This is a genomic window from Pseudomonas sp. HD6422, from assembly GCF_025377065.1.
GTDB classification, from domain to species: Bacteria; Pseudomonadota; Gammaproteobacteria; order Pseudomonadales; family Pseudomonadaceae; genus Aquipseudomonas; species Aquipseudomonas putida_U.
On record NZ_JAHWIW010000007.1, the window covers coordinates 21,777 to 48,657 of the forward strand.

Annotated in this window: 30 protein-coding genes, 1 tRNA gene and 2 pseudogenes; 5 read left to right on the plus strand and 28 right to left on the minus strand. The window is 60.5% G+C overall.

The genetic code is table 11. The features are described 5' to 3' along the window. Positions 1–99 precede the first annotated feature (99 nt). The 3 genes and pseudogenes from KY379_RS27350 to KY379_RS06485 form a co-directional block, all read left to right on the plus strand. Positions 100–801: pseudogene (locus tag KY379_RS27350) on the plus strand (HAMP domain-containing protein); the annotation flags it as partial. A gap of 345 nt (positions 802–1,146) precedes the next feature. Further along, positions 1,147–1,659, plus strand: a pseudogene (locus KY379_RS27355) (methyl-accepting chemotaxis protein); the annotation flags it as partial. Between the two features lie 64 nt (positions 1,660–1,723). Next, the gene (locus tag KY379_RS06485) at positions 1,724–2,683 is read left to right on the plus strand and encodes a cation diffusion facilitator family transporter (RefSeq protein WP_133327902.1); all 960 of its coding nucleotides are present in this window, start codon (positions 1,724–1,726) and stop codon (positions 2,681–2,683) included. Between the two features lie 708 nt (positions 2,684–3,391). On the opposite strand, the gene KY379_RS06490 is transcribed toward KY379_RS06485, so the two are convergent. The 4 genes from KY379_RS06490 to queE form a co-directional block, all read right to left on the minus strand. Beyond that, a complete protein-coding gene (locus KY379_RS06490) occupies positions 3,392–4,675 on the minus strand; it encodes an AAA family ATPase (protein WP_261239529.1) in 1,284 nt (427 codons plus the stop codon). Between the two features lie 149 nt (positions 4,676–4,824). Further along, positions 4,825–4,900: transfer RNA gene (locus KY379_RS06495), tRNA-Lys, on the minus strand. Between the two features lie 61 nt (positions 4,901–4,961). Beyond that, positions 4,962–5,636, minus strand: coding sequence for a 7-cyano-7-deazaguanine synthase QueC (gene queC / locus KY379_RS06500; protein WP_261239528.1), 675 nt, complete (start codon positions 5,634–5,636; stop codon positions 4,962–4,964). Positions 5,637–5,652: 16 nt separating this feature from the next. Then, entirely contained in the window at positions 5,653–6,300 is a 648-nt protein-coding gene (queE, locus tag KY379_RS06505; RefSeq protein WP_133327898.1) for a 7-carboxy-7-deazaguanine synthase QueE, read from the minus strand. 315 nt (positions 6,301–6,615) lie between these two features. On the opposite strand from queE, the gene KY379_RS06510 reads away from it, so the two are divergent. Continuing rightward, positions 6,616–6,987 carry a hypothetical protein gene (locus KY379_RS06510; RefSeq protein ID WP_216891486.1) on the plus strand — a complete coding sequence of 124 codons (372 nt, stop codon included), beginning with the start codon at positions 6,616–6,618 and terminating at the stop codon, positions 6,985–6,987. Positions 6,988–7,013: 26 nt separating this feature from the next. On the opposite strand, the gene KY379_RS06515 is transcribed toward KY379_RS06510, so the two are convergent. The 23 genes from KY379_RS06515 to KY379_RS06625 all read right to left on the minus strand — a co-directional run bounded on the left by KY379_RS06515 (position 7,014) and on the right by KY379_RS06625 (position 25,723). Continuing rightward, positions 7,014–8,012: a hypothetical protein gene (locus KY379_RS06515; protein ID WP_261239527.1), complete on the minus strand. Its 999-nt coding sequence runs from the start codon at positions 8,010–8,012 to the stop codon at positions 7,014–7,016. A 60-nt stretch (positions 8,013–8,072) separates the two neighbouring features. Further along, the gene (locus KY379_RS06520) at positions 8,073–8,372 is read right to left on the minus strand and encodes a hypothetical protein (RefSeq protein ID WP_261239526.1); all 300 of its coding nucleotides are present in this window, start codon (positions 8,370–8,372) and stop codon (positions 8,073–8,075) included. Further along, positions 8,369–8,677: a hypothetical protein gene (locus tag KY379_RS06525; RefSeq protein WP_261239525.1), complete on the minus strand. Its 309-nt coding sequence runs from the start codon at positions 8,675–8,677 to the stop codon at positions 8,369–8,371. Before KY379_RS06525 ends, KY379_RS06520 begins: the two co-directional genes overlap by 4 nt. Positions 8,678–8,890: 213 nt before the next feature. Continuing rightward, on the minus strand, positions 8,891–9,715 hold the full coding sequence (locus KY379_RS06530) for a hypothetical protein (RefSeq protein ID WP_261239524.1): 825 nt from the start codon (positions 9,713–9,715) through the stop codon (positions 8,891–8,893). 32 nt (positions 9,716–9,747) lie between these two features. Continuing rightward, a complete protein-coding gene (locus tag KY379_RS06535; protein WP_186600704.1) occupies positions 9,748–10,083 on the minus strand; it encodes a hypothetical protein in 336 nt (111 codons plus the stop codon). Beyond that, positions 10,083–10,430, minus strand: a complete 348-nt coding sequence (locus tag KY379_RS06540) for a hypothetical protein (protein ID WP_261239523.1) — start codon at positions 10,428–10,430, stop codon at positions 10,083–10,085. Before KY379_RS06540 ends, KY379_RS06535 begins: the two co-directional genes overlap by 1 nt. A gap of 500 nt (positions 10,431–10,930) precedes the next feature. Further along, the gene (locus KY379_RS06545) at positions 10,931–11,557 is read right to left on the minus strand and encodes a recombinase family protein (protein ID WP_186600706.1); all 627 of its coding nucleotides are present in this window, start codon (positions 11,555–11,557) and stop codon (positions 10,931–10,933) included. Positions 11,558–12,099: 542 nt separating this feature from the next. Then, the gene (locus KY379_RS06550) at positions 12,100–13,587 is read right to left on the minus strand and encodes a DUF6538 domain-containing protein (RefSeq protein ID WP_023381904.1); all 1,488 of its coding nucleotides are present in this window, start codon (positions 13,585–13,587) and stop codon (positions 12,100–12,102) included. Between the two features lie 217 nt (positions 13,588–13,804). Continuing rightward, positions 13,805–14,617 carry a tol-pal system protein YbgF gene (gene ybgF, locus KY379_RS06555; protein ID WP_261239521.1) on the minus strand — a complete coding sequence of 271 codons (813 nt, stop codon included), beginning with the start codon at positions 14,615–14,617 and terminating at the stop codon, positions 13,805–13,807. A 6-nt stretch (positions 14,618–14,623) separates the two neighbouring features. Beyond that, positions 14,624–15,124: a peptidoglycan-associated lipoprotein Pal gene (pal, locus tag KY379_RS06560; RefSeq protein ID WP_043209505.1), complete on the minus strand. Its 501-nt coding sequence runs from the start codon at positions 15,122–15,124 to the stop codon at positions 14,624–14,626. 54 nt (positions 15,125–15,178) lie between these two features. Further along, positions 15,179–16,450, minus strand: a complete 1,272-nt coding sequence (gene tolB, locus KY379_RS06565; RefSeq protein ID WP_397465978.1) for a Tol-Pal system beta propeller repeat protein TolB — start codon at positions 16,448–16,450, stop codon at positions 15,179–15,181. A 26-nt stretch (positions 16,451–16,476) separates the two neighbouring features. Next, positions 16,477–17,553 (minus strand): cell envelope integrity protein TolA, encoded by a 1,077-nt coding sequence (tolA, locus tag KY379_RS06570; RefSeq protein WP_196172177.1) that lies wholly within the window; start codon positions 17,551–17,553, stop codon positions 16,477–16,479. Beyond that, complete coding sequence (gene tolR / locus KY379_RS06575; protein WP_133327890.1) at positions 17,553–18,005, minus strand: protein TolR; 453 nt, start codon at positions 18,003–18,005, stop codon at positions 17,553–17,555. The genes tolA and tolR overlap by 1 nt, the downstream gene beginning before the upstream one ends. Before the next feature lie 15 nt (positions 18,006–18,020). Further along, positions 18,021–18,716: a protein TolQ gene (gene tolQ, locus KY379_RS06580; protein WP_133327888.1), complete on the minus strand. Its 696-nt coding sequence runs from the start codon at positions 18,714–18,716 to the stop codon at positions 18,021–18,023. Positions 18,717–18,718: 2 nt separating this feature from the next. Beyond that, positions 18,719–19,171, minus strand: a complete 453-nt coding sequence (gene ybgC, locus KY379_RS06585; protein ID WP_133327886.1) for a tol-pal system-associated acyl-CoA thioesterase — start codon at positions 19,169–19,171, stop codon at positions 18,719–18,721. 125 nt (positions 19,172–19,296) lie between these two features. Then, positions 19,297–20,343: a Holliday junction branch migration DNA helicase RuvB gene (ruvB, locus tag KY379_RS06590; protein WP_133327884.1), complete on the minus strand. Its 1,047-nt coding sequence runs from the start codon at positions 20,341–20,343 to the stop codon at positions 19,297–19,299. Continuing rightward, complete coding sequence (ruvA, locus tag KY379_RS06595; protein ID WP_133327882.1) at positions 20,340–20,957, minus strand: Holliday junction branch migration protein RuvA; 618 nt, start codon at positions 20,955–20,957, stop codon at positions 20,340–20,342. The genes ruvB and ruvA overlap by 4 nt, the downstream gene beginning before the upstream one ends. A 109-nt stretch (positions 20,958–21,066) precedes the next feature. After that, on the minus strand, positions 21,067–21,591 hold the full coding sequence (gene ruvC, locus KY379_RS06600; protein WP_261239518.1) for a crossover junction endodeoxyribonuclease RuvC: 525 nt from the start codon (positions 21,589–21,591) through the stop codon (positions 21,067–21,069). Positions 21,592–21,731: 140 nt separating this feature from the next. Then, entirely contained in the window at positions 21,732–22,478 is a 747-nt protein-coding gene (locus KY379_RS06605; protein ID WP_133327878.1) for a YebC/PmpR family DNA-binding transcriptional regulator, read from the minus strand. 111 nt (positions 22,479–22,589) lie between these two features. Then, positions 22,590–24,365 (minus strand): aspartate--tRNA ligase, encoded by a 1,776-nt coding sequence (gene aspS, locus KY379_RS06610; protein ID WP_196172178.1) that lies wholly within the window; start codon positions 24,363–24,365, stop codon positions 22,590–22,592. Between the two features lie 95 nt (positions 24,366–24,460). Then, positions 24,461–24,682 carry an FmdB family zinc ribbon protein gene (locus tag KY379_RS06615; RefSeq protein WP_133327874.1) on the minus strand — a complete coding sequence of 74 codons (222 nt, stop codon included), beginning with the start codon at positions 24,680–24,682 and terminating at the stop codon, positions 24,461–24,463. 92 nt (positions 24,683–24,774) lie between these two features. Then, the gene (locus KY379_RS06620) at positions 24,775–25,020 is read right to left on the minus strand and encodes a ribbon-helix-helix domain-containing protein (protein WP_261239517.1); all 246 of its coding nucleotides are present in this window, start codon (positions 25,018–25,020) and stop codon (positions 24,775–24,777) included. Positions 25,021–25,249: 229 nt separating this feature from the next. After that, complete coding sequence (locus tag KY379_RS06625; RefSeq protein ID WP_133327870.1) at positions 25,250–25,723, minus strand: Dps family protein; 474 nt, start codon at positions 25,721–25,723, stop codon at positions 25,250–25,252. A 280-nt stretch (positions 25,724–26,003) separates the two neighbouring features. Between KY379_RS06625 and KY379_RS27260 the strand changes: the two genes are divergently transcribed. Continuing rightward, positions 26,004–26,597 carry a cold-shock protein gene (locus KY379_RS27260; RefSeq protein WP_133327868.1) on the plus strand — a complete coding sequence of 198 codons (594 nt, stop codon included), beginning with the start codon at positions 26,004–26,006 and terminating at the stop codon, positions 26,595–26,597. Positions 26,598–26,667: 70 nt separating this feature from the next. Here KY379_RS27260 and KY379_RS06635 read toward each other — a convergent pair whose 3' ends face one another. Next, positions 26,668–26,880 carry a SlyX family protein gene (locus KY379_RS06635; RefSeq protein ID WP_196172179.1) on the minus strand — a complete coding sequence of 71 codons (213 nt, stop codon included), beginning with the start codon at positions 26,878–26,880 and terminating at the stop codon, positions 26,668–26,670. Position 26,881 lies beyond the last annotated feature (1 nt).

Genomic DNA, 26,881 nt, shown 5'->3' on the forward strand with positions numbered 1-26,881 from the left:
GGTCAGGCAAGCGTCGGCAGCAACGACAGCGGGCGCTTCTCGCTGTATTGGTCGCAGCCCAGCCCCGGCACCCTGGAACAGGAGGCGATGCCCGAATCGATGCTGGCCGACGCCACCCTCGGCAGCAACGGCATTCCCGGAAATCGCTGGCTGACCTGCCCTGAAGAGACCGCCGCGACCTGCGTAGTGGAACCGTACCTTGACGAGGTCAATGGCCGTCAGGTCCTGATGACCAGCATCGCCCTGCCCCTGCTGGAGCAAGGCAAGGTGGTCGGCGTGGTCGGCGTGGACATTGGCCTTGCCAATCTGCAGCAAGTCAGCCTCGAGGGGCGCCAGCAACTTTTCGACGGTCAGGGCCAGGTCAGCATCGCCAGTCCTACCGGCTTGCTGGCAGGGCACAGCCGTGATGCCAGCCGCCTGGGCAAACCGCTGGATCAGGGCATCGCACCAGACACGCTGCGTGTCGCCCGTGCCTTTGCGCCAATACCGGGCGCAACGCCCTGGCAGGTGCTGCTGGAAGTGCCGGAGGCTGTCCTGCAAGCACCCGCGCGGGCCCTCAATCAGCGGCTCGACACGCACAATCAGAACGCCAACCTCACCAGCCTGCTGATCGGCCTGGGCGCCGCGGTGCTCGGGCTGCTGCTGGTCTGGCTGACCGCCCGGGGCGTGACCCGGCCAATCCTCGCCGTGGCTGCACGGTTGCAGGACATCGCCAGCGGCGAGGGCGACCTTACCCGACGCCTGGACTACGCACGCGTGGATGAACTCGGGCAACTGACCGGCTGGTTCAACCGTTTTCTCGACAAACTGCAGCCGGTGATTGCCCAAGTGAAAAGCTCGCTGCAGGATGCCCGCGGCACCGCCGATCAGTCTGCGGCCATCGCCAGCCAGACGAGTAGCGGCATGCAACAACAGCAGCGCGAGATCGAACAAGTGGCCACCGCCGCCAACGAGATGAGCGCCACCGCCCAGGATGTCGCCCACAACGCCGCGCAGGCGGCCCAGGCTGCAAGAGGCGCCGACCAGGCCAGCCGCGAAGGCCTGCAACTGATCGCCAGTACCCGCCAAAGCATCGATCGACTGGCTGTCGACATGAGCAACGCCATGACCGAAGCCCGCGCCCTGGAAAGCCGCAGCGAACAGATCGGCTCGGTATTGGAGGTGATCCGTGCAATCGCCGAGCAGACCAACCTGCTGGCGCTCAATGCCGCCATCGAAGCCGCTCGAGCCGGTGAGGCAGGCCGTGGCTTCGCCGTGGTCGCCGACGAAGTCCGTAGCCTGGCCCAGCGCACCCAGGTATCGGTAGGTGAGATTCGTCAGGTGATAGAAGGCCTGCAGCAAGGTACACAGGACGTGGTCGGTGCCATGCACGAGGGTCAACGCCAGGCACAAGACAGCGCCACGCGCATGGAACAGGCGGTCCCGGCGCTGCAGCGCATCGGCGAAGCCGTGACAGTGATCAGTGACATGAACTTGCAGATCGCCTCGGCCGCCGAGGAACAAAGCGCCGTGGCCGAGGAAGTGAACCGCAACGTGGCAGGTATCCGCGACGTGACCGAGGCGCTGTCCGGTCAGGCCGACGAATCGGCGCGTATTAGCCAGGCCCTGAATCGCCTGGCCAACCAGCAACAGGCATTGATGGAGCAGTTTCGCGTCTAGCCTGTAAAGCCAGGGCGCCTGCTTCGCAGGCACCGGCAATCTACCTTCTCACCGAGTTCTACCCATGGAAACAACCCGCAAACCGCCCTTCTTCGACATCGCCAGCGAGCAGGGTCTGCTGCGCACCTCGATCGCCGTGACCCTATTCATCGCCACCATCGGCATCGGCTTCGGCCTCGCGTCCGGCTCGTTCTCGATCGTCTTCGACGGCGTCTATTCGCTGGTCGATGCCAGCATGAGCGGTCTGTCGCTGGTGGTGGTACGCCTGATCACCTCGCACACCACCAGCCTGCATCTGTCGCGCAAGCTGCGCGAACGCTTCACCATGGGCTTCTGGCACCTTGAACCTATGGTACTGGCGCTCAATGGCATCCTGCTCAGCGGTGTGGCCATCTACGCGCTGATCAACGCCATCGCCAGCGTACTCGAAGGCGGTCGTCACCTGGAGTTCGGCATTGCCATTGGCTATGCAGTGCTCACCGTGATCGCCTGCGTGACCATCGCCGTGATCGAAGCACGTGCCAACCGCAAGCTGCGCTCGGATTTCGTGAGCATGGACGTCAAGGGCTGGGTGATGTCGGCCAGCATCACCGCCGCGCTGCTGATTGCCTTCTGCTTTGGCTATGCCGTGCAGGGCACGCCATGGGAATGGATGTCGCCCTACATCGACCCAGCCGTTCTGGCACTGGTCTGCCTGGTGATCATTCCCCTGCCGTTATCGGTGGTGCGCCAAGCGCTGTCGGAAATATTCCTGGTCACTCCCGGCGACCTGAAAGTCCACGTGGACGAAGTCGCCCGCGCTTTTGTCGCCCGCCACGGCTTGCAGTCGTATCGCGCTTATGTGGCCAAGGTTGGCCGCTCGCGCGAGATCGAGCTGTACTTCATCGTACCCAAGAGCATGGGCGCCAAGAGCATCGAGGAATGGGACGCACTGCGCGACGAAGTCGGCGAGGCGGTGGGCGGCGAAGGGCCGAACCGCTGGTTGACCGTGGTATTCACCGGTGACCCGGAGTGGGCTGAGTAAGGGACTAACTCGCAGCCCAGCATTTCTAATCGCGTCGAGTCCTAGCCAAGCGACCAGCCCGGTTTTCTAACTTCCTCGCATGCTCATCCAAGACTTGTGCGACCGCTTCACAATAAGGCTCCATCACTCCATTTCGATCTGGCATGCGGAGCGCGCTTGCTCGATCACGAGCTTTTTTCGCGGTCTGAGCATGGCGAAGCGCTTCTCTGATTTTGGCCTCTCGGTCATTAACCAACTCTGGATGGTTTAAATTCAACACAGTCGGTTTCACCACCTCGACTGCTGCGGGGTCTAAGCCTTCTACCTTTCCATTATCCCGGAATCGAAATCGCCCAGCGACCCCCTGACCAATCGGCGAAAGAAAAGGTCTTACATCGGGATCATATGCCCCCTTGCATACAGCACCAAAATCACAGGCAGCGCCTGGCTGGGGAATACATGCCACAAGATTGGTCCAAGTGATTGTTATATCACTGTGAGTCGTGCGCGGCATGACGTGCTCAATGTGGGCTTGCCACCTGCCATCCTTCATAATTATTGGCTTCATTGTGTACGCGCAGAGCTGCCCCGACTCCATCACCAAACGCTGCAACATCGCTGACCGGGTGGCACTATCCAAATAATCATAGTGAAGATTTTGCGGTGAAGTCCTATTCAGCCTCTTCCAAGCCTTTAACTCGACACACTCCTTTCCCTTCCGTATCGTTCTCATGTTCGATTTCCAGATCCATGCTCACCGACTTCGAGTTTTTCTGTAGGGTCATACCATTCGAGTGACTCTTCTAAACGCAAAACCTCTGGCAGAGGACCAAAAATTTCTGAAACTTTTTTCAACCCATCCCTAGCGGCACCAAAACGCTCATCTTCAATATCGCGCTGAATCGAGTCGATTGCAGACTGAAACTTATCGTTACGCGCAGTCCCTTCCATCAATTCTTCCAAAATTTCGCCACTACTCAAACCTATAGCGCGTCTAGCATGGCCTAGAAGCCTCCCATCCTTTAACAACATCACCGATTCAGGGGCCAATTCGCCAATCACTTGAGGGGAATGGGTAGAAATGAAAAATTGGCAGTTCGGAAACGTAGATTCGAGCTTTTTTACAACCTCTCGCTGCCATCGAGGGTGCAAGTGCAAATCAACCTCATCAATAATGACTATACCAGCACCTTGATTGGGATTGGAAAGCGCTGGATTGAGTACACTCAAGCGCCTAGCCATATCCCCCACCAAAGCCAGCATATTACGCTCACCGTCTGATAACTGCAGAACGTTGAACTCTCCGCCGCGCTTTCGAACAGTCATTCGCATCTTGGGCTTGCGACGCACGCGGACCCCTTCGAACCCTGTGAATTCCAAGATAGCTTTGCGAGCAGCCTCAAGACCGTAATAACGAAAGTCGGGATCGTCTATGCGAACTTCATTTTCTGCATCTTCAAAATTTCGGAACCAAATGAAGAATCGCTTGAAGTCAGCTCCCCCATGGTCTAATGCATCTTGATATATTTCTTTAGCATCATGAGAAAGCTTTTCGCGTACACGCATCGGAACATCAAGAACTGCTCGGTTTACATCGTAAAATACAGCAAGGGGCCGGTCATCAACTCCTTCAGCAACCCAACGCTCATGCTGTCCACTCACATACTCATTGAGCGCATCCAATTCGCTCTTCCGAAGCGGATCGCTATAAACCCCTTTTTTTTGATTGGTGACAACGGCCCAGCGTACCGGTTTGTCATCCAAGATGACTGTCAACTCAACCCTCGCGAAATCAGCGCCAGCGCGGATATCATCCGTGGCGATGGGGCGGGCTTTTTGAGCAGTTCCGGCAATCCGCCACATGAGCTGAGATAGCCCAATAGCCAATGCGTCAAGCACTGTGGATTTTCCAACGCCATTTACACCAACGAACGCTGTCGTGCGCTCAGTGAAGTCAACCGAAAGGTCGCTAATACCTCTGAAATTTATGAGTCGGAGCTGAGAGACTTTCATGCCATGTTCCCCTTGGCGACTTCGCGGGCCGAAACGAAGAGTTGACCAGATCAGCATTGCATAGAGCAAGCCACTCTGCTCATTCAGGAAAATCCAGAAACGACAAAGCCCGCAACCGTTACCGGTTGCGGGCTTTGACTTACTGCATATGGTGGGTCGTGTAGGATTCGAACCTACGACCAATTGGTTAAAAGCCAACTGCTCTACCAACTGAGCTAACGACCCGTTGGATGGCGCGTATAATACTGATTTCTAACGGGAAATCAACACTTCACAGGCAATTTTTTCAAAAATAACGTGTTGGGTCGTCCACGCCGGCGGCCTTGAAGCCCTCGGCGCGCAGGCGGCAGCTGTCGCATTTACCACAGGCACGGCCTTCGTCATCGGCCTGATAGCACGAAACGGTGAGGCTGTAATCGACGCCTCGTGCCAGGCCGGCCTGGACAATCTGAGCCTTTCTCATGTTCTGCAGCGGCGCCTGGATACGGAAGCCCTGTCCTTCCACGCCAGCCTTGGTGGCAAGATTGGCCATGCGTTCGAACGCTTCGACGAATTCAGGGCGGCAGTCGGGATAACCGGAGTAATCCACGGCGTTTACGCCGATGAAGATATCACGCGCCTCCAGCACCTCAGCCCAGCCCAGGGCCAGAGACAGGAACACGGTGTTTCGCGCCGGAACATAGGTCACGGGAATCCCATCGCCCGGCGTCTCCGGCACATCGATGCTGCTGTCGGTCAAGGCCGAGCCACCGATGCCGTCGAGGTTCAGACCGATCACCTTGTGCTCGACCACACCCAGGTCACGGGCCACACGGGCCGCAGCGTTCAACTCGGCGCGATGACGCTGGCCATAGTCGAAACTCATGGTGTAGCAGCTGTAGCCTTCGGCCTTGGCCATGGCGACGACAGTAGCCGAGTCGAGGCCACCGGACAGCAGGATTACCGCGCGTTTCTCAGTCATGTCTGTTTACTCTCAATCAACGTCCGGGTTCGTCGTTCCACAGCAGCTTGTGCAACTGCAGCTGCAGACGGACGGGCAGGTTGTCGGCGACGATCCAGTCGGCCAGGTCGGTAGCGCTCACCTGATGATGGCTCGGCGAGAACAGTACCTCACCCGCGCGCTCGGCCAGGTTGTACTGGATCAGCTTGGACACTGCCCAGTCGTAGTCTTCGCGCGAACAGATGACGAACTTGACCTGGTCGTTGCGGGTCAGCAACTCGATGTTCTCGTAGCGGTTGCGGTGCGACTCTTCCGACCCAGGGGTCTTGAGGTCGAGCACACGGCTGACGCGCACATCGGTGCCGGCGATATCGAGCGCACCACTGGTTTCCAGTGACACTTCGTAGCCGGCGTCGCACAAACGCTGCAGGAGTGGCAACGCATTCGGCTGAGCCAGTGGCTCACCACCGGTAACGCAGACGTAGCGCGGCTTGAAGCTGGCCACCTGCTCGAGGATCGAGTCGAGGGTGCGTAAAGTGCCGCCACTGAACGCATACGCGCTGTCGCAGTATTGGCAGCGCAGGGGGCAACCGGTGAGGCGCACGAATACCGTGGGCAGCCCCGCCGTTCGTGTTTCACCCTGCAACGAGTAAAAGACTTCGGTGATGCGTAATGTATCTTGCATGATCGCCACGGGCGTGACAGCTAAACAGGCTGTCCGCCTCCGTCAGGCACCACCCCAGACTCGACATCGCGTTATCCGGGGCAGCGTGTTGAACAAAAAGGGCACAGATTCTAACGAAGAACCGGGCAATTAGTCCAGAAGCCTTGAATTTACTGGGCTTGAGCCGTTTGTCGGCTCGTCGCGGCACGTCCGGTGCACAGGGCTTGTGCCCCGCTCTGGCACCGCAACCTTATCGAGCATGCCACTATTTTGATATGGCGGTTTCTAAGCGCCTCGACTAGCGTTGCGCAGACCATTCCTTATGAGCGGCTTGCCATGGACGAACCTTTGTTCTTTGAAGATTTGCGCAAGGCCACCGGCCTGGAGTTTGATCCCCAGTATGTTGCAGCGACGCTCCGCCTGCAAAGCTCAGACCAGCAGGAACAGTATCTGAATGACCTGCGCTTGGTGGTCGGCATCTACAACGACGCCCTTAACCATGGCGGAGCAACTACACCCCAAGCGCAGCAGGTGTGGGAGCATGCAAACAAACGGATTGCGTTCTGGGCACAGATGAAGGATTACGCAACCCCTAAGCGTGCGGGGTTGTTTGGCAGGAAGGCTATCGGCCCTGCGGCCCGTATGGCTCTGATGGGCGCCTTATCACCGGAATCGGAGTTTATGCGTGATATCGAGCATGGCCTTTAGCCCGCACTAGGCGGGCCATCCATTATTTAGCCAATAGTTGCCGCGAAGCCGCCGAGGCCACCACCGTGCACGACACGACGGCTACGGTCCAGCGAACTGTTGCCTACTGCCGCCTCCTGGAAACGGTGAGGAGTACGGGCCAGGCGCTCGCCCACTTCCGCCTGCAACTGCTCCAGCGCAGTTTGGCTGACCGCCACCAGCACGCTGTGGGGCAGGACGACACGGCCACCTTGGGTTTCAGCTTCGCGGTAGAGGACGGCGCCACGGGTGCTCACCTTCACCAGCGAAGTACCGGCGCGGAACGACAAGTCAGCAGCGGACAGGCCAGCACCCAGCAAGGTGGCCGGGATGATCTCGTTACCCGCCAGCGCCACCAGCACCTCAAGGTCATGCAGCACCAGTTCAGCGGGATCAACGCCAGCGGCAAGAAGTACCATCAGGCCACGACCGGCAGCCATGACAGGCAGGTCGGCAGCACCAGCGGTGTTCAGTTTCTCGCGGGCTACAAGGTCCAGGGCGGTCGCGGCCATGGTCTTGTTACCAGCGGCAGCGGCATCCTGCACCACGTCAGCGCCAAGCACACCACGGACGCTCAGCACCGCCAGCAGATCAGCTAGCCAGGTCTGGACAGACTCAGCCAGGAGGGCGGCGTGGGCATCACTGGATTTAAGGTAATGGGCCTGCTGACCACGGTACTGCACCATGGCGGCATCATAGTCCAGGGCGGCGGGCAGGTCAGCCAGCGGCATGCCGGAACGGGCAGCCTGGGCGAGCACAGCGCCCAGCTCGCGGGCTACGTCATCTGCGCCAGTGCGCTTGCCTTCGGCTCGGGCCGGGTCAATGAAGCGCTCTGCCATACGGCTCAGCCCGGCCTTCACGTCGGCATAGTTGCTGGGGACAGCAGGCGCGGTCAGCTCCGGCACGTCGAGGCGGTCCAGGGTAATGGCGGTGCGGAGGGCGCCAAGCAGGGCTTGGGTGCGCGGGGATACGGTTGCGTTGATTACTGGCTTGTTGGTCTTGGTCATTTGTGGTCTCCGGTACGTGTTCGTCTACGTGGTTTGAATCGAGGGCGCTAATGCAGCAGGTCAGGTGTTAATGCCGAGCGAGGAGCCTGGGCGCTGGCGGCGAGTGGTTGCAGCGTTGCCGCCAGCCACAACTTCAAGGGTGAACTGTTCGACAGATGCACTGGCTGGGGCCGATTGCGCGGACTGGCTGGCCAGCGCAGCTTCGCGGGCTTGCCTCAACTGGTAGGCCGACATCGACAGGCTCGCCAAGTCGGCTTCGGTCAGGCCACGTTGCCGCCGGGCCTGGGCCGTTGCCCTGGCGGCTTCTGCCTCGGGCGTTTCCTGCACCGATTGGATCATCTGGATCAGTTGGTGGATCATGCGGCCACCGCTGGCGAGCGCTTCCATCTGCCGCGCTGGTTGATGTCGTTGCCCTCGGCTTGAAGCTGGGCGCGTGTGCACAGCAACCAGGCAATCGCCTGGGCCTTCTCCCCGAACGGGAACTCCTTTTGATGCAGCACGCCGTTGCGCTGAACGTGGGCCACCCAGGTCAGGCGTTTAGTCAGCGAGATGCCGCGCACCTTGTCGCGGGTCATCATGCTCAGGACGACGGCCAAAGCCTTGTGGTCGAGGGTCATACTGGCGGTGGGATCTTCCTTCACAATCCGGGTATAGCGGGTGGTCATGGTGTTCTCCTTGAATGCCGCCCACGGCTTCGTCTGAGCGTCTTTGGCTCATCGGCTGGGCGGTGGGGTAGGCTCTTGGTGGGTGCGCTGGAGCGCGCAGCCTGGGCCTGTGGCAGGCCCTAGTGAACTGGCTAGCTGTACACGGCAGGTGTACACGCGTGTACAGCCAAAACTGGTTCGATTTCTATAGCTACTTCGTAGCTTTATGATTGCTCATGCATTACGCAGCAGGTAGTTAGACACTGCGCTACGCCCTTGCCCGGTAGCCTTGGCAATAGAGCCGTACGTAGCGCCCTCAGAACGCATGCGCTTGGCCACGTCGTGCCAGTGCTCACCGGACTCGGCAACATCCTGGCGCGTCTCCAGGGCAACCAGACGGGCCTTCAAAGCGGCAATCTCACGGGCTTGTTCTGCCTGGGTATCGGTGAGCCCAGCAAGGCGCTTGGCAACGTCGGCACGCTGATACAGCGCAGCCACCCCACCGGCCAGGGAGGACTTGCAGATTTCACTTACGTCGCGTGCTGTGCGCATTCCTTCGGCCTCCATGAGTCGGGCGGTGGGGTGGTCGGCCAGCTTCTGCATGGCACTCTTGATGTAGCGGCTCTTGGTTGTGGCTAGCCGTGGGGCGTCATCCTCCCCGACCTGCTGGCGCAGGATGGCGCGGGCGGACGGGCGCACATCATCAAGCGCCCGGTTGTGTGCTTCCGTCATCAGGTCCAGCACTTCCCCTGCCGAGGCGTAGCGGCCACGGTAACCGATAGCCCGCAGCTCCTTCGCCATCTCTCTTCGCTGGGCCTGGGTCTTCCCCATGTAGTGCCGGACAATGCTTTGGGCTGTGGCCGAACCTACTGCAGTGCGGTTGTGGGCGGCCTCCATCTTGTCGACCAGCAGCGTCGCCTCCGTGCCCTTGATGTAGGGTTTCTCTTTGATTACCTGCCGTAGTGCGGCTGCACGGTCGAAGGGTGGCCGCTCATCTGGCTGGCCCACCTCAGCGCCAGCCTGGCCGCGTTGTTTCAACTCTTCCAAGTTCGTTGTCATGGTTCCTCCGGTCGAAGGCGCCAGGCCATCGGTTAAGTAGTGGGATCGGTAATGCCGTACTCTGCGAGCAAGGCGGCTCGGTCGGCGGGTTCATTCTGGATCGCTGATGCAGGACCTGCCGGTCGGCTGGCTGGCGGACGCTTGAACTGCTCGCGGAGGCGCTCCAGTTCTGCGGCGGTATCAATCTCCCGAGCCGCCTTTGTCGCCTCGATCAGCTTCAACAACGACACACTCGCCGAGATCGTCGCAGCGTCCACCGGGTACCCTTCTGCCTTAGCATCCGCGTATCGTTTCTTGGTGCCTTCAATCGTCTCGGCGAGCAGCTCAAGACCCAGCCTGTCGAGGTCAATCTTCTTTCTACGGGCCATCAGGGCTTGCCTCGCTCTGCATCTTGAAGAACGATCAGCAGGGTGGTTTCGGCACGTGCGGACTGGCGTACTTGCTCAGGCGATAGGTTGATCGCCCAGGTGCGATGCTGCGTGCCAAGCAGATATTCGCGCACGTTGGTGCCGTTGATGTTGCGGACCAGAAGACCAGCCTCATCGCGCAGCCACTGCACAGCACGGAGCAGACTTGACGCTGGAAGGTCGGGCAGATGCTTGCGCAGCACAGCGGTGGTAACCGGTGCATTTTGGGTTGCCAAACGCCGCATTACCTCGACGATACGGGCAGCGGCCAAGGGCTTGCGGCCTCGCCGCTTATACAGATCGGACACGGTGAGTCCTCCTTATCAGGATGCAGATCACGCTAAAAGAAAAGGGAAACGCCAAGAGCGGCGTGGTGTGCAGGTGCGTTGCTATCGAACCTATCCAAGAACACGACGAGTGCCGCTCGGTATCTCAGATATCGCCAAAGGTGGGTTCGTATGCCCTGGCCGTTGCACAGCCGGACGGACAACGACGAAGTTCGGTGCAGAAGTAAAAAGCGCAGCGACCCGGATGGGGTCCCAGGTCGCCGCGAATCACGTAGATGTAACGTACAGCACCGGTCGAGATAGATTGACAGGTGTCTAACTATCTCTGGTGTATGGAACATTTACGAAATCTATCAAATAATAAAACTTGATAGGGAGTGGCCGCCAGGCGCGGAGCCAGCACAAAACAGGCCGGGAGTGCAGCACCGCGACAACTGGCGCTACAGCCGCTCCCAGGGCCTAGAAACGAAAACGCCCAGGCGGATATGCCCAGGCGCTGTGGTAACACCGGCGAGGCTGCCTCAGGCGTTGGCTGTGCGCTCCCGCTTGACCCGCTGGACGGTATTGGTCGAGCAGTCGAGCAGGTCAGCGATACCGCGCACCGACTTGCCGTCCTCCAACAACTGCGCGATTCGGCGGTGCAGATCGGCATCCACCTGGCGCCCCTTATAAGCACCAGCCGACTTTGCTTTCTCGATGCCCTGCGCCTGCCGACGGCGCCGGTCCTCATAATCCTTTCTGGCGACTGCCGCCAGCATATCCAGCAGCATCGTATTGATAGCCGCCAGCATACGACCTGTGAAGTCGTCACCAGCTTTCGCCTGGAGCATTGCTTGATGTGAGGTCGGCAGGTCAAGGGCAACAACAAGTACGCCTTTCGCCTGGAGAGTGGCCCGCAGAGCTGACCAGTCAGCCTCATTCAATCGCGCCAATCGGTCTACCTGCTCGACCAGCAAAATGTCGCCAGGCTCGCTATCTGCTAACAAGCGGAACAGCTCCGGGCGCTGCAACGTGGCGCCGGATTCGTTCTCTACATAGTAACCAGCAACGCGGTGGCCATGCTGCTGGGCGAAATCTCGCAACTGTTCCTTAGCGCGGCTGGCGTCCTGCTCGGCAGTAGAGGCACGGAGGTAAGCACGGATCATCATGATAGTCGCCCTGTAGCGGTTTGGATGTAGCGACTATATGTGTAGCGTTTAGATACGTCAAACAACAATATCGCTACACCAGCACTTGATTGATGAACGGTAGCGCTTGAGGCATACCCGTAACGCCACACTTCAATTCCTTTTGAGCGCAACAAATGTGATGTAGAGTAGCGGCCCTTAGCCACCACTCATGGAACCGAATTATGCCTGGCTCAGTCTGTCCCTCGTGCTCCCAGAAGACCTATTACAACAACGGCGCTGTCAAGCAGTGCACTCAGTGCCATGCAACTGGCTGGGGATGGAATCACGTCGTGGAGCCTGGCCAAGGTAAGGGACAGAAATGCCCGAACTGCACCAAGCAAACACTTCACAGCGTGGCGGAGGTTGGCGCCCTCACCGTTCGCCGATGCTCGACCTGTGACTACAGCCTTGTAGCAAACGAAGGCTAACCGCAATCAATCCGTGGGGACCTGACTGGCACCCCACGGGGGGATTCTGGCCTTGATCGGGTCAGACCCTCCCCTCGCACGACTACAACAAATTTAGGCCGCTGGGCTTTCGAGCAACTGGCGCACCTTGTCCAATAGCTCCCGCTGGGCCTTCAACGCAGACTTGCCACCATAGATGCTGGTCATGCTCTGTTTACCAACGTGCCCAAGGATTGCCCCGGCTTCATGCTCAGAGGCACCGGCATGCCGCATCAGGTCAGCCACTGTATGCCGAACGCCATACAACGTGTAACCGGCAGGCAGGCGACGCCCCAACAGGTCATGCAATCGACGGACACGTTGCTCAGTCCTACGGCCCAGGTCGGCAGCCTCTCCCCTTTCGGCCAGCACCAGCCGGAACAGCCGGGCGTCATCGGCATGCACCGGGAGGTCACGGCGGCTGGCATCAGTCTTCCTACCGGATAACCCTGCCTGGAACACCAGTTCCTTACCGCCCATGATGTCCTCCCGCACCGTCAATGCCTCCGGTCCCTCCCGCAGTAGTTCAGACGGGCGCAAGCCGTACCGGGCCAGGATGAGCAACGCCGCACAGTCCACCTCGGGTGCCGTGTCCTGCATGTTCTGGATACAAGCCTTGAGCATTGCAACGGGGATCGGCTGGCGGGCCTCCTTCCTGGCGCCAGCACCGGAACGAATCGTCTTGGCTGTGGCATCGAGCTTCGGCAGCTTGATCCCCTCCCACCCAGGCATGCAGCGAAGTACGGCCAGAATGGCATTGGTGCTGGTATTGAGTGACGACGCTTTCATGCCCTGCTCAAGGCGCCGTTGGCCATAGTCGAGAATGCTTTGGACCTGCTCCGCTGGGGTGGCTGGCCAACGTAGGGCGTCCCGGCACAGCGTCTGCACCTGCTGTCCACGTCGGGGTGTAGCCTGGGCCAGGTACTTATCCAAGGTCCGCTGAAACTCGGCGGCGGTGGTCTGCCCATGCCGCGCCCGTTGAGCAGGGATTGCAGGTACAGAGTGCTCTGGAACAGGCGCAATAGAAGGCACAGCGTTAGCTGGCTCAGGCGTTGAGGGCTGCCCTAGCGTGGGCACCTCGCCCCTCTCCAGGGCCTCCAGGGCGCGCAGGGCGGCCAATGCCTCCATCGGGCTGTAGTCAGCCGCGCCGGGATGCTTCCCGTCGGCAATCGCCTGTAGTGCGGCCTTGCGCCATTCAAGCTCTGCCGCCCAGGTCGGGGCCTGCCGCTGGCTCGGTTCAAGGGCTTCGACAGCCGACCGGGTAGCATCGTCTACAACGGCCCGCAGACGCTCTAGGATGCGCTCTGCCGTTACCGCTGGGACATCCCCGCCAAGGGCCTGCATCGCCCCTGTACCGCCACCGCAGGCGCTCCCTGCCAGGGCTTCGGCGCAGGTACGGTCGAAGTCAACCGACACCACACGGGCAAGCTGTAGCGCTTCCTTGCGGTCGCTGGTGCCAAGCGCCTTTCGGAACTCGGTACGGCCCACAATGCTGGCAACTTCGACAGGGAAGCGGCGGCGGTAGATGAACCGCCCGTCTCGCTTCATCAGATGATCCGACATGGCGCAACTCCTGGCAGTGGGTCACGTGCACCGGTCATGCGCCCCGGTGAAATGGCCCTCTAAACGGCTGTTGTGCCCCGGTCAACCCAGGGCTGCAAGGCCCGCAGGATGCGGCCTGCGCCGTAATCCGGCAAGGAGTTTGTGCACCATCCCTCTAACGAAAAAACCCGCGACAAGCGCGGGTTTCTTTCAAATGGCTTAACTCTTTCCTACAAACTCAGAGTTTTTGCAGATCACGTTGCGCCAACTGCGCAGCGGAAGTGCCAGGGTATTGAGTAATGACCTGCTGCAAAATGCCCTTCACCTTGTCGGTATGGCCCATGCGACGCTCCACGTCCGCCAGCTTGTACAGCGAATCAGGCACCTTGCTGTGTTTCGGGTACTTCTGGCTGACTTGAGCGAAGGCCTGGCTGGCGCCTTGCAGGTCACCCTTGGCCAGATTGACCTCACCCAACCAGTATTGGGCGTTGCCGGCGTACTGGCTATTGGGATATTTGCGCAAGAAGGCATTGAACGCCTGGCTGGCCTTGTCGAAGTCCTTCTGTTTGATCAGGTCGAAAGCAGCATCGTAATAGAGCTTCTCTTTCGCCGGATCACCCGGCTCGCTGCTGGCGGCCGGTTGTTGGGCAGCGGCGCCGGCGGCACCTGCTGCTGCACCGGCGGCATCGGAAGCACCACCGGCGGAAGAATTATCAGGGTTCGCGGCAGGCGCGCCACCACTGTTGATGCGACGATCCAGATCCTGGTAACGCTCCAGGTTTTCCTGCTTCATTCGGGCGACATCGTTCTGCAGCTCTTCGATGATGCCCTGCTGGCGGGAGATCTGATCCTGCATCTGTTGCAGTTGCATGAACAGCTGACCCTGTGCAGAGGCAGGGGCCGAAGCCCCTGACCCGGCATAGGCGCCGCTCGTGCCATAACCCGACGGCGGATAACCACCGGCGTTGTCATCTACTACAGGAACCGCAGCCCACGTCGAAAACGGAAGGCTGAGTGCGAGGACGGTTACAACACGACGGCACATACGCATAAGAACTTACTTACGCAGTTCTACGCGACGGTTCTGAGCCCAGGACTGCTCGTCGTTGCCGGTGGCAACTGGACGCTCTTCGCCGTAGGAAACCAGTTCCAGCTGAGCAGGGGAAACGCCCTGCAGAACCAGGTAGCGCTGAACGGCCTTGGCACGGCGCTCACCCAGAGCCATGTTGTACTCGCGGGTACCACGCTCGTCGGTGTGGCCTTCCAGGACAACGCGGTTGCCGTTGGCTTTCAGGTCCTTGGCGTGAACGTCCAGGGCGCGCATGGCTTCTGGCTTCAGATCCGAGCTGTCGTATTCGAAGTAGAAGGTGGTGATTGCGCGCAGGGCAGCTTCTTCGCTCAGGGAACCGTCAACGGCACCGGTGTTTGCACCGTAGCCAGCGTTCGGATCGACAGCAGCGCCTTCACCAGCGTTGTCGCCGCCCTTCGAGGAGCAACCTACAGCTACGGCCATGGCCAGAGCCAGCGCAGCGAATTTACCAAACTTCAGCATTTCCATCGTGAAACTCCTAATGAAACCCCAGTGTGTTAAGCAAAACGTATTACGCCGCAATCAGTTCAGGTAAGGGGACCAGGACGGTTCTCTGACTTCGCCTTGAGCGGTAGGAAGTGGGAGCCTCACGCGTCCATTAAGCGACACGAGCATCAAGACTCCCCGGCCCTGCTGGCGGGTGGCGTAGATTAGCATGGTGCCGTTTGGCGCAACAGTGGGAGACTCATCAAGACTGGTCTCGGAGAGAATCTTTACACTTCCGCGCTGCAAGTCCTGAGCCGCCACCTTGAAGTTGGTGAAACCTTGTTGGCGATGAATCATTACTAGAGTCTTTTCATCGGCCGAAAGTTTCGGGTTGGCATTGTAGTTACCGACGAACGTCACACGCTCGGCACCACCACCGCTGACCGATTGTTTGTAGATCTGCGGTTTGCCGCCACGGTCGGAGGTGAAGTACAGGGTGTTGCCATCCTTGCCCCAGAACGGCTCGGTGTTGATACCGGGACCGGCAGTGACACGGCTGATCTGGCGCGAACCCATGTTCATCACATAGATGTCCGGGTTACCGTCCTTGGACAGCACGAACGCCAGGCGCGAACCATCCGGCGACCAGGCAGGTGCACCGTTGAGCCCCTCGAAGTTGGTGATCTGCTCGCGACGACCGGTGTCGATGTTCTGCACGAAGATGCGAGGACGCTTCTGCTCGAACGAGACATAGGCGATGCGCTTGCCATCCGGGGCGAAACGCGGCGACAGAATCGGTTCACGCGACTGCAGCAGGGTCACCGCACGTGCGCCGTCGTAGTCCGAACGCTGCAGGGTGTAGCGAGTGTTGTTGGCGGAAAAACGCTCGGCGGTGACATAAAGGATGCGCGTGGAGAACGCGCCCTTGATACCGGTGAGCTTCTCGAAGGACTGGTCGGCAATGTAGTGCGCCATGTCGCGCAACTGGTCGGTACCGCCGGTCACGCTGCCGGTCAGCACTTGCTGCTCGGTGGCGACGTTGAACAAGGCGTACTGCACCTGGAGCCGACCGCCCGCAGGCACGATATTGCCGACCATCACGTACTGGGCGCCCAGGGCTTTCCAGTCACGGAAGATCACTTCGCTGGCTTGGGTCGGCTGGCTGATCATGTTCTGCCGCGGAATCGGCGAGTAATAGCCCGAGTTACGCAGGTCGTTGCCGATGATATCGGCCATGTCTTCCGGCAGTACGCTGCCACCCTGCATCCCGAACGGCACGACCGCGATGGGCGTGGCCCGATCGCTGCCGCTGGTGACCAGGATGTTCTTTTCCTCTGCCATGGCCATGCCAGCCACGCAGCAGAGCATGACCAGCATTCCTCGAAGGAGTTTAATCACAACGCTAGATCCTCAGGTGTAAATGTCATCTTGAACGAACGGTACGGATTGAACTCGTTCGGTTTCAAGCCCTGCATCTCGGTCAAACGACCAATGTTTCTCACGGCTGCAACCGCCGAACTGTCGAACGGACCATCGCCACTGGAGCGCGATACGCTGACATTGGTGATGGTGCCATCCGGCAGCATGTTGATCTGCAGGACTACCGTCATGCCCTTGCGCGCTGAAGGCGGACGTGCCCAGCCTTCGGCGGCGCGCATGCGGATCAGGTCGTCGAAGTCGCCGGCCACCTGGTCACCCTGCTCGTCAGCCAAGGCCTGCTGGCGCTCGGTGGTGTCGGACAACAGCTCGGCCAAAGCCTGGGCTTTCTTGTCTTCCGCCGCCTTGCGGGCTGCTTCCTGTGCCTTTTTCTTCTGGGCATCTGCAGCGGCCTTTTTCTTGGCCTCTTCAGCTGCCTTCTTCTTCGCCTCCTCGGCCGCCGCTTTCTTCTTGGCGTCCTCGGCTGCTTTTTTCTTCGCTTCTTCAGCGGCCTTCTTCTTGGCCTCTTCTGCAGCTTGTTTCTTGGCTTCTTCGGCGGCCTCTTTCTTGGCCTGCTCCTCGGCTTTTTTCTTGGCGATGTCAGCCTGCTGCTTCTCGGCGGCCTTCTTCGCCTCCTCGGCCTTCTTGGCTTCGGCAGCTTTCTTGGCTTCAGCAGCCTTGGCGGCCTCTTCGGCCTTCTTCGCCTCGGCGGCCTCACGCGCTTGCTCGGCCTTTTGAGCGGCATCGGCCTTCTTTTGTTCCGCGGCCTTGATGGCCTCCTGCTCGACCTTCTTCTGCTCCAGCTGCTCGACTTCAGTCTGGCGCGAGGCGGTTTTCTTCGCTTCCCCGGCAATCTTCTGATTGGTCTGGGTAGTCGCCTGGCTCTTGGACTTGAGCTGATACAGGGTAGCCTGAACGATCGGCTTGGAAGGCGGCAGCTCCGGCGTCATGGCGAAGCTGACGAACAGCATTGCGAACACCAGCACATGCAGGCCGATGGCCCAGACACTGGGCCAGAAGTAGCTTTCCGAGGCGGATGGCTCTCGCTGTTGCATCAGGGCGCCTCGGTAATCAGGCCAACGTTACCGACACCGGCTTTCTGCAACCCGCCCATGGCACCCATGACCGCGCCGTAGTCGACAGCCTTGTCGCCACGAATGAAGACCTGAGTCTGCTTGCCCTGGTCGCGACCGGCGGCAATGATCTTGGTCACTGCGCTGGTCATTTCCGGCAAGGTCATGGCCTTGTCCATCTGCTTGTCGGTATCGACTTCGCTGCCGAGGTTCCAGTAGTAGGTCTTGTCGGCCTTGATGGAGATGGTGAGGATCTGGACGTTGTTGTCCTGCGGCAGGGCTTCGCTGGAAACCTTGGGCAGGTCGACCTTCACGCCCTGGTTGAGCATGGGAGCCGTCACCATGAAGATGACCAGCAGCACCAACATCACGTCGATGTAGGGCACCACGTTCATCTCGGCGACCGGCTTGCGTTTTTGGCGAACTCGGGCCATGGGGTTAATACCTGCTTACTCTTCGCTGGTGTGCACTTTACGGTGCAGGATCGCCTGGAACTCGTCGGCGAAGGTGTAGTAGCGACCGATCAGCACTTCACTGCGTGCGGAGAATCGGTTGTAGGCAATGACCGCGGGAATAGCCGCGAACAGGCCGATGGCAGTGGCGACCAGGGCTTCGGCAATACCCGGAGCAACGGTGGCCAGGGTCGCCTGCTGGGCGCTGGCCAGCCCGCGGAACGAGTTCATGATGCCCCATACGGTACCGAACAGGCCGATGTACGGGCTGGTCGAACCCACGGTTGCCAGGAACGGCAGGCTCTGCTCGAGCTTTTCTTCCTCACGCGAGATGGCCACGCGCATGGCACGGCCAACGCCTTCCATCACCGCATCCGGATCGACGCCCGGTTGCTGACGCAGGCGCGAGAACTCCTTGAAGCCGGCGCGAAACACTTGCTCGACACCAGAGTCCGGGTCCGGATTGCTCCCGGCCTGGCGGTACAGCTTGGACAGGTCGATGCCCGACCAGAAGCGTTCCTCGAAGGCATCCAGCGCTCGACGACCGGCGCGCAGCATGGTGCTGCGCTGGAAGATCATGATCCATGAGGTGACCGAGGCGGCCACCAGGGTCAACATCACCAGCTGCACTACCACGCTGGCATTGCTGACCAGACTCCACATGGAGGTATGGTCGACGACGTTAGCTTCCACGCTTATTCTCCTGCATTCGATTGAGTACCCAAGCCGTCTGCCGCAAAGGCGTCGCGCAGCTCCGGGGGTATGGCTCGGGGTTTGAAAGTATCGGCGCGCACGGCGGCCACCAGGAACTGCCCTTCGCAAAGCAGCGTTTCATCCTTCTCCCGCCACACCTGCTGCACGAAGCGCAGGCTGGCGCGATTGAGTTCAAGAACTTGCGCGGTTACCCGAAGCTCGTCGTCCAGGCGCGCCGGCGCGTGATAGCGCGCCTCGCTGGAATGGACCACGAACAACAGATTGTCCTCGGCCAACTGCGACTGGGAAAAGCCCAGGTGCCGCAGGCGTTCGGTGCGCGCGCGCTCCATGAATTTCAGGTAGTTGACGTAATACACCACGCCGCCCGCATCGGTGTCTTCGTAATAGACGCGACAACGGTGAGCGAACGGTTCCAGGCCTTTTTGCGCGCGCATACTCTAGTGCTTACTCCTCAGATTGCCAATCCGCTGCGGCAACTGTTTTTTCTTCATCAATGTCGTATTGCCAGCACCTTTGCGGCATGCCAGCGGTAGGACCACGAAAAGCCGATTTCGATCTGTCATTCATCGCCCTGATCGGAAAAATCTCCCCCTTCGCCCAGGCGACCGGGCACATTCAAACCGAAGTGCAGATAGGCATGCCGAGTCACCACGCGACCGCGTGGGGTACGCATGATGTAGCCCTGCTGGATCAGGTAAGGCTCCAACACATCCTCGATGGTATGGCGCTCCTCGCTGATGGCCGCGGCAAGGTTGTCGACGCCCACCGGGCCGCCGTCGAACTTCTCGATCATGGTCAGCAGCAGACGGCGGTCGGAGTGGTCGAAACCGCGCTCGTCGACATCCAGAAGGTTCAGCGCCATGTCGGCGACCGCCTTGGTGATCTGACCCTTGCCCCGCACCTCGGCATAGTCGCGCACGCGGCGCAGCAGCCGGTTGGCGATCCGCGGCGTACCTCGGGCACGGCGGGCGATCTCGAAGGCGCCCTGATCCTCGATGGCCAGGCCCAGAATGTTCGCCGAGCGGCTGACGATGGTGGCAAGGTCGGCGTTGCTGTAGAACTCCAGGCGCTGGACGATACCGAAACGGTCGCGCAGCGGATTGGTGAGCATACCGGCACGGGTAGTGGCACCAACCAGCGTGAACGGCGGCAGGTCGAGCTTGATCGAGCGGGCCGCAGGGCCTTCGCCGATCATGATGTCGAGCTGAAAGTCCTCCATGGCCGGGTACAGCACCTCCTCGACCACCGGAGACAAACGGTGAATCTCGTCGATGAACAGCACGTCATGGGGCTCGAGGTTGGTCAGCATCGCCGCCAGATCACCCGGGCGCTCCAGAATCGGGCCCGAAGTACTCTTGACCGAAACACCCATTTCCTGGGCGATGATGTTCGCCAGGGTCGTCTTGCCAAGGCCGGGCGGGCCGAAGATCAGGGTGTGGTCGAGGGACTCGTTGCGGCCACGGGCAGCCTGGATGAACAGCGCCATCTGCTCGCGCACGACCGGCTGGCCGATGTATTCGTCGAGGCGCAGCGGACGGATAGCCCGGTCCTGGACCTCTTCACGGTCGCGCCCGCTGGCGGCGATCAGGCGGTCAGCTTCGATCACTTGGAAATCATCCCTTTAAGGCTGCGACGAATCAGTTCTTCGCTGCTCAGACCCGCCTTGTCCTTGATCGCCGACACGGCCTTGCTGGCCTCTTGCGGTTTGTAGCCCAGGGATACCAGGGCACTGACCGCATCGGCCTCGGCCGTAGAGCCACTGCTGACGGGCAGCGGGCCGTCGGATACCAAGGTGAACATGGCCGGAGAGGTTTCCCAGGCCTTGAAGCGATCCTTGAGCTCGACCAGCAGGCGCTCGGCGGTTTTCTTGCCGACGCCGGGCACACGCACCAGGGCCGAGGTGTCCTGGGCCTGCACGCAGCGCACCAGCTCGTCGACTTCCAATCCGGACATCAGCGCCAAGGCCAGTTTCGGCCCCACCCCATTGAGGCGGATGAGCTCACGAAACAGCTCGCGCTCGCGTTTTTCGGCGAAACCGTAGAGCAGGTGGGCGTCCTCGCGTACCACCAGGTGGGTATGCACGGTCACTGGTTCGCCGACCTTGGGCAGGCGATACAGGGTCGTCATGGGCACTTCCAGCTCGTAGCCCACGCCATTGACGTCGATAATCAGGTGCGGCGGCTGTTTCTCCGCCAGGGTGCCGCGCAAACGTCCAATCACGTTCCGATCCTTCCTCTCGGGGAGCCGGTCGAAGACCGCTCAACCCTATCAGCAAATGCAACGGGTGAACGCTTCACCCGGACAAAATGTGTATCAGCGCATGAAGCGCTCAAAGACGCAAGCGCCCGCCGCGCCGCCGCGCCGTGGCCAGGCCATGGGGTACCAGGCTGGAACGGGTATGGGCATGGCACAGGGCGATGGCCAGCGCGTCGGAGGCATCGATCTGGGGCTTCTGGGTGAGTTTGAGCAGGTGCATGACCATCATCATCACCTGCTCCTTGTTCGCACCACCGGAGCCGGCGACAGCCTGCTTGACCTGGGTGGCACTGTATTCGGCGATTTCCAGACCAGCCTCGGCGGCAGCGACGATGGCTGCTCCCCGGGCCTGGCCCAACTTGAGCGCCGAATCGGCGTTGCGCGCCATGAACACCCGCTCGATGCCCATGGTCATCGGGCCATGCAGACGGATGATCTCGCTGACTCCACGAAAAACGATCTGCAACCGCTCGTGCAGCTCGCCGCTGCCGGTGCGGATGCAGCCCGACGCCACGTACTCGCAACCACGGGCAGTCTGGCGTACCACGCCATAACCGGTGATGCGCGAGCCGGGGTCGATACCAAGAATCAGAGTCATAACGCCTGTTTTTTCAATATGTAATGGCCTATTCGCGGGCAAGCCCGCTCCCACAGGGGCAGCACTCAATCTGACATCGGCGCAGTACCTGTGGGAGCGGGCTTGCCCGCGAATAGGCCCTTAAGGCCAAACGCAAAATCTTAGCCGAGATTCTCCATGATCTCGTCAGAAATCTGCGCATTGGAGTAGACGTTCTGCACGTCGTCCAGGTCTTCGAGCATGTCGATCAGCTTGAGCACCTTCTCGGCACCCTCCTGATCCAGCTCGGCACTGGTGGTCGGCTGCATGACGATTTCAGCGTCCGCGGCCTTGAAGCCGGCTTCTTCCAGAGCGTTGCGCACCGCATAGAAGCTGTTGAACGAGGTGAACACCTCGAACGAGCCGTCTTCGTTGGCCACTACGTCGTCGGCATCGGCCTCCATCGCCGCCTCCATCAATGCGTCCTCATCGACGCCTGGGGCAAAGCTCAGCTGCCCTTTGCGCTCGAACAGGTAGGCCACCGAGCCATCGGTCCCCAGGTTGCCGCCACACTTGGTGAAGGCATGACGCACGGCAGCGGCGGTACGGTTGCGGTTGTCGGTCATGGCCTCGACCATGATCGCCACACCACCTGGGCCGTAGCCTTCGTAGCTGAGCTCTTCGACGTTGTCGCTTTCATTGGTACCGGCACCACGGGCCACGGCGCGATCGATGATGTCGCGGCTCATGTTGGCGCCCAAGGCCTTGTCCAGGGCCAGGCGCAAGCGCGGGTTGGAAGCCGGATCACCGCCACCCTGCTTGGCAGCGACGGTCAGCTCGCGAATCCACTTGGTGAAGATTTTGCCTCTCTTGGCATCCTGGCGCTCTTTGCGGTGCTTGATGTTCGCCCACTTGGAATGACCAGCCATAACGACTCCGAATCCTTTGAAACACAAACAACTGCGCCCCTGACGGGGCGCAACGAAAAATCCTGCGCCGTAACGCAAAGGCGCATCCATGTGGATGCGCCCGGGGCCCGCTTACTCGACCTTGGTCTGCTCACGCAGGCGGATATGCAGCTCACGCAGGGCCTTGGCGTCGACCATGCCCGGGGCCTGGGTCATGACGCAGGCGGCGCTCTGGGTTTTCGGGAAGGCAATCACTTCACGAATCGACTGGGCGCCAGTCATCAGCATGACCAGGCGGTCCAGGCCGAAGGCCAGACCACCGTGGGGTGGAGCACCGAACTTCAGGGCATCGAGCAGGAAGCCGAATTTCTCTTCCTGTTCAGCCGCCTCGATACCCAGCAGACGGAATACCGCCTGTTGCATCTCCTTGCGGTGGATACGGATCGAACCGCCGCCGAGCTCGGTACCGTTGAGCACCATGTCGTAGGCACGCGACAGCGCGGTGGCCGGGTTGGCCTCGAGCTCCTCGGGGGTGCACTTCGGCGCGGTGAACGGGTGGTGCAATGCGGTGAAGCTGCCGTCCTCGTTCTCTTCGAACATCGGGAAGTCGACCACCCACATCGGTGCCCATTCGCAGGTCAGCAGCTCGAAGTCGTGACCCAGGCGGATACGCAGCGCGCCCAGGGCTTCGCTGACGATCTTGGCCTTGTCGGCGCCGAAGAACACGATGTCACCGTCAACGGCACCAACGCGATCGAGGATGGTGTTGAGGTTCGCCTCAGGGATGTTCTTGACGATCGGCGACTGCAGGCCTTCGACGCCCTTGGCACGCTCGTTGACCTTGATGTAGGCCAGACCTTTGGCACCATAGATGCCGACGAACTTGGTGTACTCGTCGATCTTGCTGCGCGGCATGCTGGCACCACCTGGCAGGCGCAGGGCGGTGACGCGGCACTTCGGATCGTTGGCAGGACCGGCGAAGACCTTGAAGTCGACGTCCTTGAGCTGATCGGCAACGTCGACCAGTTCCAGCGGGATACGCAGGTCCGGTTTGTCGGAGCCATAGCGGCGCATGGCCTCTTCGTAGGTCATGTGCGGGAACTCGCCGAACTCCAGGTCCAGGACTTCCTTGAACAGCTTGCGGATCATGCCTTCGGTCAGGCCCATGATCTCGCTTTCATCGAGGAAGCTGGTCTCGATGTCGATCTGGGTGAATTCGGGCTGGCGATCGGCACGCAGGTCTTCGTCACGGAAGCACTTGGCGATCTGATAGTAGCGGTCGAACCCGGCGACCATCAGCAACTGCTTGAACAGCTGCGGCGACTGCGGCAAGGCGAAGAAGCTGCCGGCGTGGGTACGGCTCGGTACCAGGTAGTCGCGAGCGCCTTCCGGGGTAGCACGGGTGAGGATCGGTGTCTCGACGTCGAGGAAGCCGTTCTCGTCCAGGTAGCGGCGGATGCTGCTGGTGATGCGCGAACGCAGACGCAGCTTGTCGGCCATTTCCGGACGGCGCAGGTCAATGAAGCGGTAGCGCAGGCGGGTTTCCTCGCCAACGTCGGAATATTCGTTCAGCGGGAACGGCGGGGTCTCGGCTTCGTTGAGCACGTTCAGCTGGTAGCCGAGGATTTCGATGGCACCGGAGGCCATGTTGGCATTCACCGCACCGTCGGGGCGCTTGCGCACCTTGCCGGTGATCTGCACGACGTACTCGCTGCGAACGCGGTCGGCGGCAGCGAAGGTCTCGGCGCGATCGGGATCGAACACGACCTGGGCCATGCCCTCGCGGTCACGGATGTCGAGGAAGATCACCCCGCCGTGGTCGCGGCGACGATGGACCCAGCCGCAAAGGGTGACTTCCTGGCCGTCCAGGCTCTCGTTCAGTTGGCCGCAATAATGGCTGCGCATCATGATGGTGGTTTCGCTTCTCGTGATTCGTGTAAATCGGTAAGGCCTTGGCCGCCCCTTGGGACTGTTACTGCAAGACCCGGCTAATGCACTTCAAGTCAGTCGGCGCTGTCGCCGCCTGCCAGATTCTTCTTCGCCCCGGTCTTGAAGTCGGTTTCATACCAACCGTTGCCGCTCAAGCGAAAGCCGGGTACCGACAGTAGTTTTTTCAATGCCGGCGCCTGACACGCCGGGCAGTCGGTCAACGGTGCGGCGCTGATCTTCTGCAGTACTTCCATCCTGTGATCGCAGGATGCACATTGATAGTCATAAAGGGGCATGGGTGTCTCTCGTCAACCACAACGCTGGCTGCCAAGGCAGCAAAAAGCGGGATTATATATGGTTAAGGAGCGCTGCGCAGCCCGCCCGGCGATTAGCGCGAATGGGGTGGGTCGAGCAGCCAGGCAACGCAGATCACCCGGATCAGTCCGCTGAAGTTGCGGACACCACCCTGGCGCAGATGCACCTCTCGGTCAATGTAGGACAGCACGGCACTGACCGAACAGCGGTTGACCTCGGCAATGCCCTCGAGAATACGCCAGTAGACGGTTTCCAGGCGCAGACAGGTGGAAAAACCGTTGAGCCGCACCGAGCGCGACACCGGCAGAGCCTGACGCATGTCGAAATCGGCGTCGAAGGGATCGACGCACTGACGCCCAGGCCAAGGCCCCTGTCCGCCCCTTCCTTTATTCGTTTGTACTTTGCATTCCACCAGCGCTCTCCATGATCAGCGGTTACAGTCCGCTCATGAAGCGCCCTGGCTCGTCCCGAGTGCAGCGGCAAAATGTTCCCGCTCAGGCAAGAGCGCCCGGAGTAACCGGACGCTCGCAGCGTGACGAAAACGCCACTCACTGGTCTTCGAGCAACACCCTCAGCATCCAGGCGGTCTTCTCGTGCACCTGCATGCGCTGCGTCAGCAGATCGGCGGTCGGCTCGTCACTGACCTTGTCGACCGCCGGGAAGATGCTTCGCGCAGTGCGCACGACCGCCTCCTGACCCTGAACCAGTTGCCGGATCATCTCCTGCGCAGGCGGCACACCAGGTTCTTCCTCGATGGAGGAGTGCTGGGCATAGAAGGCATAGGAGCCCGGGGCCGGAAAGCCCAGCGCGCGAATGCGCTCGGCAATCGAGTCGACGGCCAGGGCCAGTTCGTTGTATTGCTCCTCGAACATCAGGTGCAGGGTGCGGAACGAAGGGCCGGTGACGTTCCAGTGGAAGTTGTGGGTTTTCAGGTATAGGACATAGGTGTCCGATAGCAACCGGGAAAGCCCGTCGACGATGGATTTGCGATCTTCTTCACTGATACCGATATCAATTGCCATGAAGCGCTCCTTTCCATATGGCTTGGTGATCAAGCGGGCATCGCACACTGTAGCAACAGATGCCAACCCCTGCCCGTGACCTGAGGCAACGCGACCGCAACTGGGGCATCGGTTTGAGAAGCCCCCGGCTTTGCGGTTAAATAGGCACCGTGCCACCCGTGCGGACTGTAAATGCCGGGTGCATAGGCTGGCTCATCACGTTTTCGCGCGTCTATACCTCATGCGCACCGTGCCGCCAGCTTTTTTCTGTGACCGGCCTTATCGAGTGTGAGCCAATCCCATGTTCAAGATCGTCCATCTAGTGACGGGCGTAGCGGCCTTGCTGCTGTCGCTCATTCCCAGCCTGAAAACCGATGCTTCACCTTTTCTGCAGCAACCCGAGGCGGTGTACCTGGCCCTGCTGGGCCTGCTCAACCTGCTGCTCGCCCCCGTGGTTCCTCTTTACTACCGTGGCGCACGGCAACAGCTGCAACATTTGGCCAGCGCGCTGCTGGTCGTGGCGGTGGTGTTGCAGACCCTGACCCTGCTGGCCCGCCCGGAACTGGGCAACCTCGCCGCACTGCTATGTGCTGCTCTGGCGGTGTTCCTGCATCTGGCAGCCAGCTTCACCCGCACCGGGCGCAAGGCCCGCGCCACCCAAAGCACGCCGCAGGAAGCCGGCAAACGCGATACGGGCACGGTGAAGTGGTTCAACACCTCCAAGGGTTTTGGCTTCATCTCCCGCGACTCCGGTGACGATATATTCGTGCACTTTCGCGCCATCCGCGGCGAGGGCCACCGCATCCTGGTCGAAGGCCAGCGCGTGGAGTTCTCCGTGATGCACCGCGACAAAGGCCTGCAGGCCGAAGACGTCGTGGCGGTACCGCGCCGCTGATCCCATCCGGCCCCGGAGCGAATCCGGGGCCTTCCGCTGCCAATGCCCGCCCGCACTTGCAGCGCCTGCATCAATAATGAGGCGGCGGCGCTTCCTCACCTTCCTCGCCCGCGCCATACTGACCGACCACTTCCTCATAGCGCCTGATCAGTTCGGATACCTGCATCTGCAGCCGCACGATCGCCTCGCCTTGCGCGGCAATCACGTCATTGAGCGCCTGGATGGTGTCGTCCTGAAATGCCTGACGCATCTCCAGTTCGACGATACGATCTACCTCTGCCACC

What these genes read in the sequence shown, in the direction of transcription:
- KY379_RS06485 (WP_133327902.1), top strand. Translation starts at nt 1,724, where the DNA reads ATGGAAACAACCCGCAAACCGCCCTTCTTCGACATCGCCAGCGAGCAG.
- KY379_RS06490 (WP_261239529.1), bottom strand. Translation starts at nt 4,675, where the DNA reads ATGAAAGTCTCTCAGCTCCGACTCATAAATTTCAGAGGTATTAGCGAC.
- queC (WP_261239528.1), bottom strand. Translation starts at nt 5,636, where the DNA reads ATGACTGAGAAACGCGCGGTAATCCTGCTGTCCGGTGGCCTCGACTCG.
- queE (WP_133327898.1), bottom strand. Translation starts at nt 6,300, where the DNA reads ATGCAAGATACATTACGCATCACCGAAGTCTTTTACTCGTTGCAGGGT.
- KY379_RS06510 (WP_216891486.1), top strand. Translation starts at nt 6,616, where the DNA reads ATGGACGAACCTTTGTTCTTTGAAGATTTGCGCAAGGCCACCGGCCTG.
- KY379_RS06515 (WP_261239527.1), bottom strand. Translation starts at nt 8,012, where the DNA reads ATGACCAAGACCAACAAGCCAGTAATCAACGCAACCGTATCCCCGCGC.
- KY379_RS06520 (WP_261239526.1), bottom strand. Translation starts at nt 8,372, where the DNA reads ATGATCCACCAACTGATCCAGATGATCCAATCGGTGCAGGAAACGCCC.
- KY379_RS06525 (WP_261239525.1), bottom strand. Translation starts at nt 8,677, where the DNA reads ATGACCACCCGCTATACCCGGATTGTGAAGGAAGATCCCACCGCCAGT.
- KY379_RS06530 (WP_261239524.1), bottom strand. Translation starts at nt 9,715, where the DNA reads ATGACAACGAACTTGGAAGAGTTGAAACAACGCGGCCAGGCTGGCGCT.
- KY379_RS06535 (WP_186600704.1), bottom strand. Translation starts at nt 10,083, where the DNA reads ATGGCCCGTAGAAAGAAGATTGACCTCGACAGGCTGGGTCTTGAGCTG.
- KY379_RS06545 (WP_186600706.1), bottom strand. Translation starts at nt 11,557, where the DNA reads ATGATGATCCGTGCTTACCTCCGTGCCTCTACTGCCGAGCAGGACGCC.
- KY379_RS06550 (WP_023381904.1), bottom strand. Translation starts at nt 13,587, where the DNA reads ATGTCGGATCATCTGATGAAGCGAGACGGGCGGTTCATCTACCGCCGC.
- ybgF (WP_261239521.1), bottom strand. Translation starts at nt 14,617, where the DNA reads ATGCGTATGTGCCGTCGTGTTGTAACCGTCCTCGCACTCAGCCTTCCG.
- pal (WP_043209505.1), bottom strand. Translation starts at nt 15,124, where the DNA reads ATGGAAATGCTGAAGTTTGGTAAATTCGCTGCGCTGGCTCTGGCCATG.
- tolB (WP_397465978.1), bottom strand. Translation starts at nt 16,450, where the DNA reads ATGCTCTGCTGCGTGGCTGGCATGGCCATGGCAGAGGAAAAGAACATC.
- tolA (WP_196172177.1), bottom strand. Translation starts at nt 17,553, where the DNA reads ATGCAACAGCGAGAGCCATCCGCCTCGGAAAGCTACTTCTGGCCCAGT.
- tolR (WP_133327890.1), bottom strand. Translation starts at nt 18,005, where the DNA reads ATGGCCCGAGTTCGCCAAAAACGCAAGCCGGTCGCCGAGATGAACGTG.
- ybgC (WP_133327886.1), bottom strand. Translation starts at nt 19,171, where the DNA reads ATGCGCGCGCAAAAAGGCCTGGAACCGTTCGCTCACCGTTGTCGCGTC.
- ruvC (WP_261239518.1), bottom strand. Translation starts at nt 21,591, where the DNA reads ATGACTCTGATTCTTGGTATCGACCCCGGCTCGCGCATCACCGGTTAT.
- KY379_RS06605 (WP_133327878.1), bottom strand. Translation starts at nt 22,478, where the DNA reads ATGGCTGGTCATTCCAAGTGGGCGAACATCAAGCACCGCAAAGAGCGC.
- aspS (WP_196172178.1), bottom strand. Translation starts at nt 24,365, where the DNA reads ATGATGCGCAGCCATTATTGCGGCCAACTGAACGAGAGCCTGGACGGC.
- KY379_RS06615 (WP_133327874.1), bottom strand. Translation starts at nt 24,682, where the DNA reads ATGCCCCTTTATGACTATCAATGTGCATCCTGCGATCACAGGATGGAA.
- KY379_RS06620 (WP_261239517.1), bottom strand. Translation starts at nt 25,020, where the DNA reads ATGCGTCAGGCTCTGCCGGTGTCGCGCTCGGTGCGGCTCAACGGTTTT.
- KY379_RS06625 (WP_133327870.1), bottom strand. Translation starts at nt 25,723, where the DNA reads ATGGCAATTGATATCGGTATCAGTGAAGAAGATCGCAAATCCATCGTC.
- KY379_RS27260 (WP_133327868.1), top strand. Translation starts at nt 26,004, where the DNA reads ATGTTCAAGATCGTCCATCTAGTGACGGGCGTAGCGGCCTTGCTGCTG.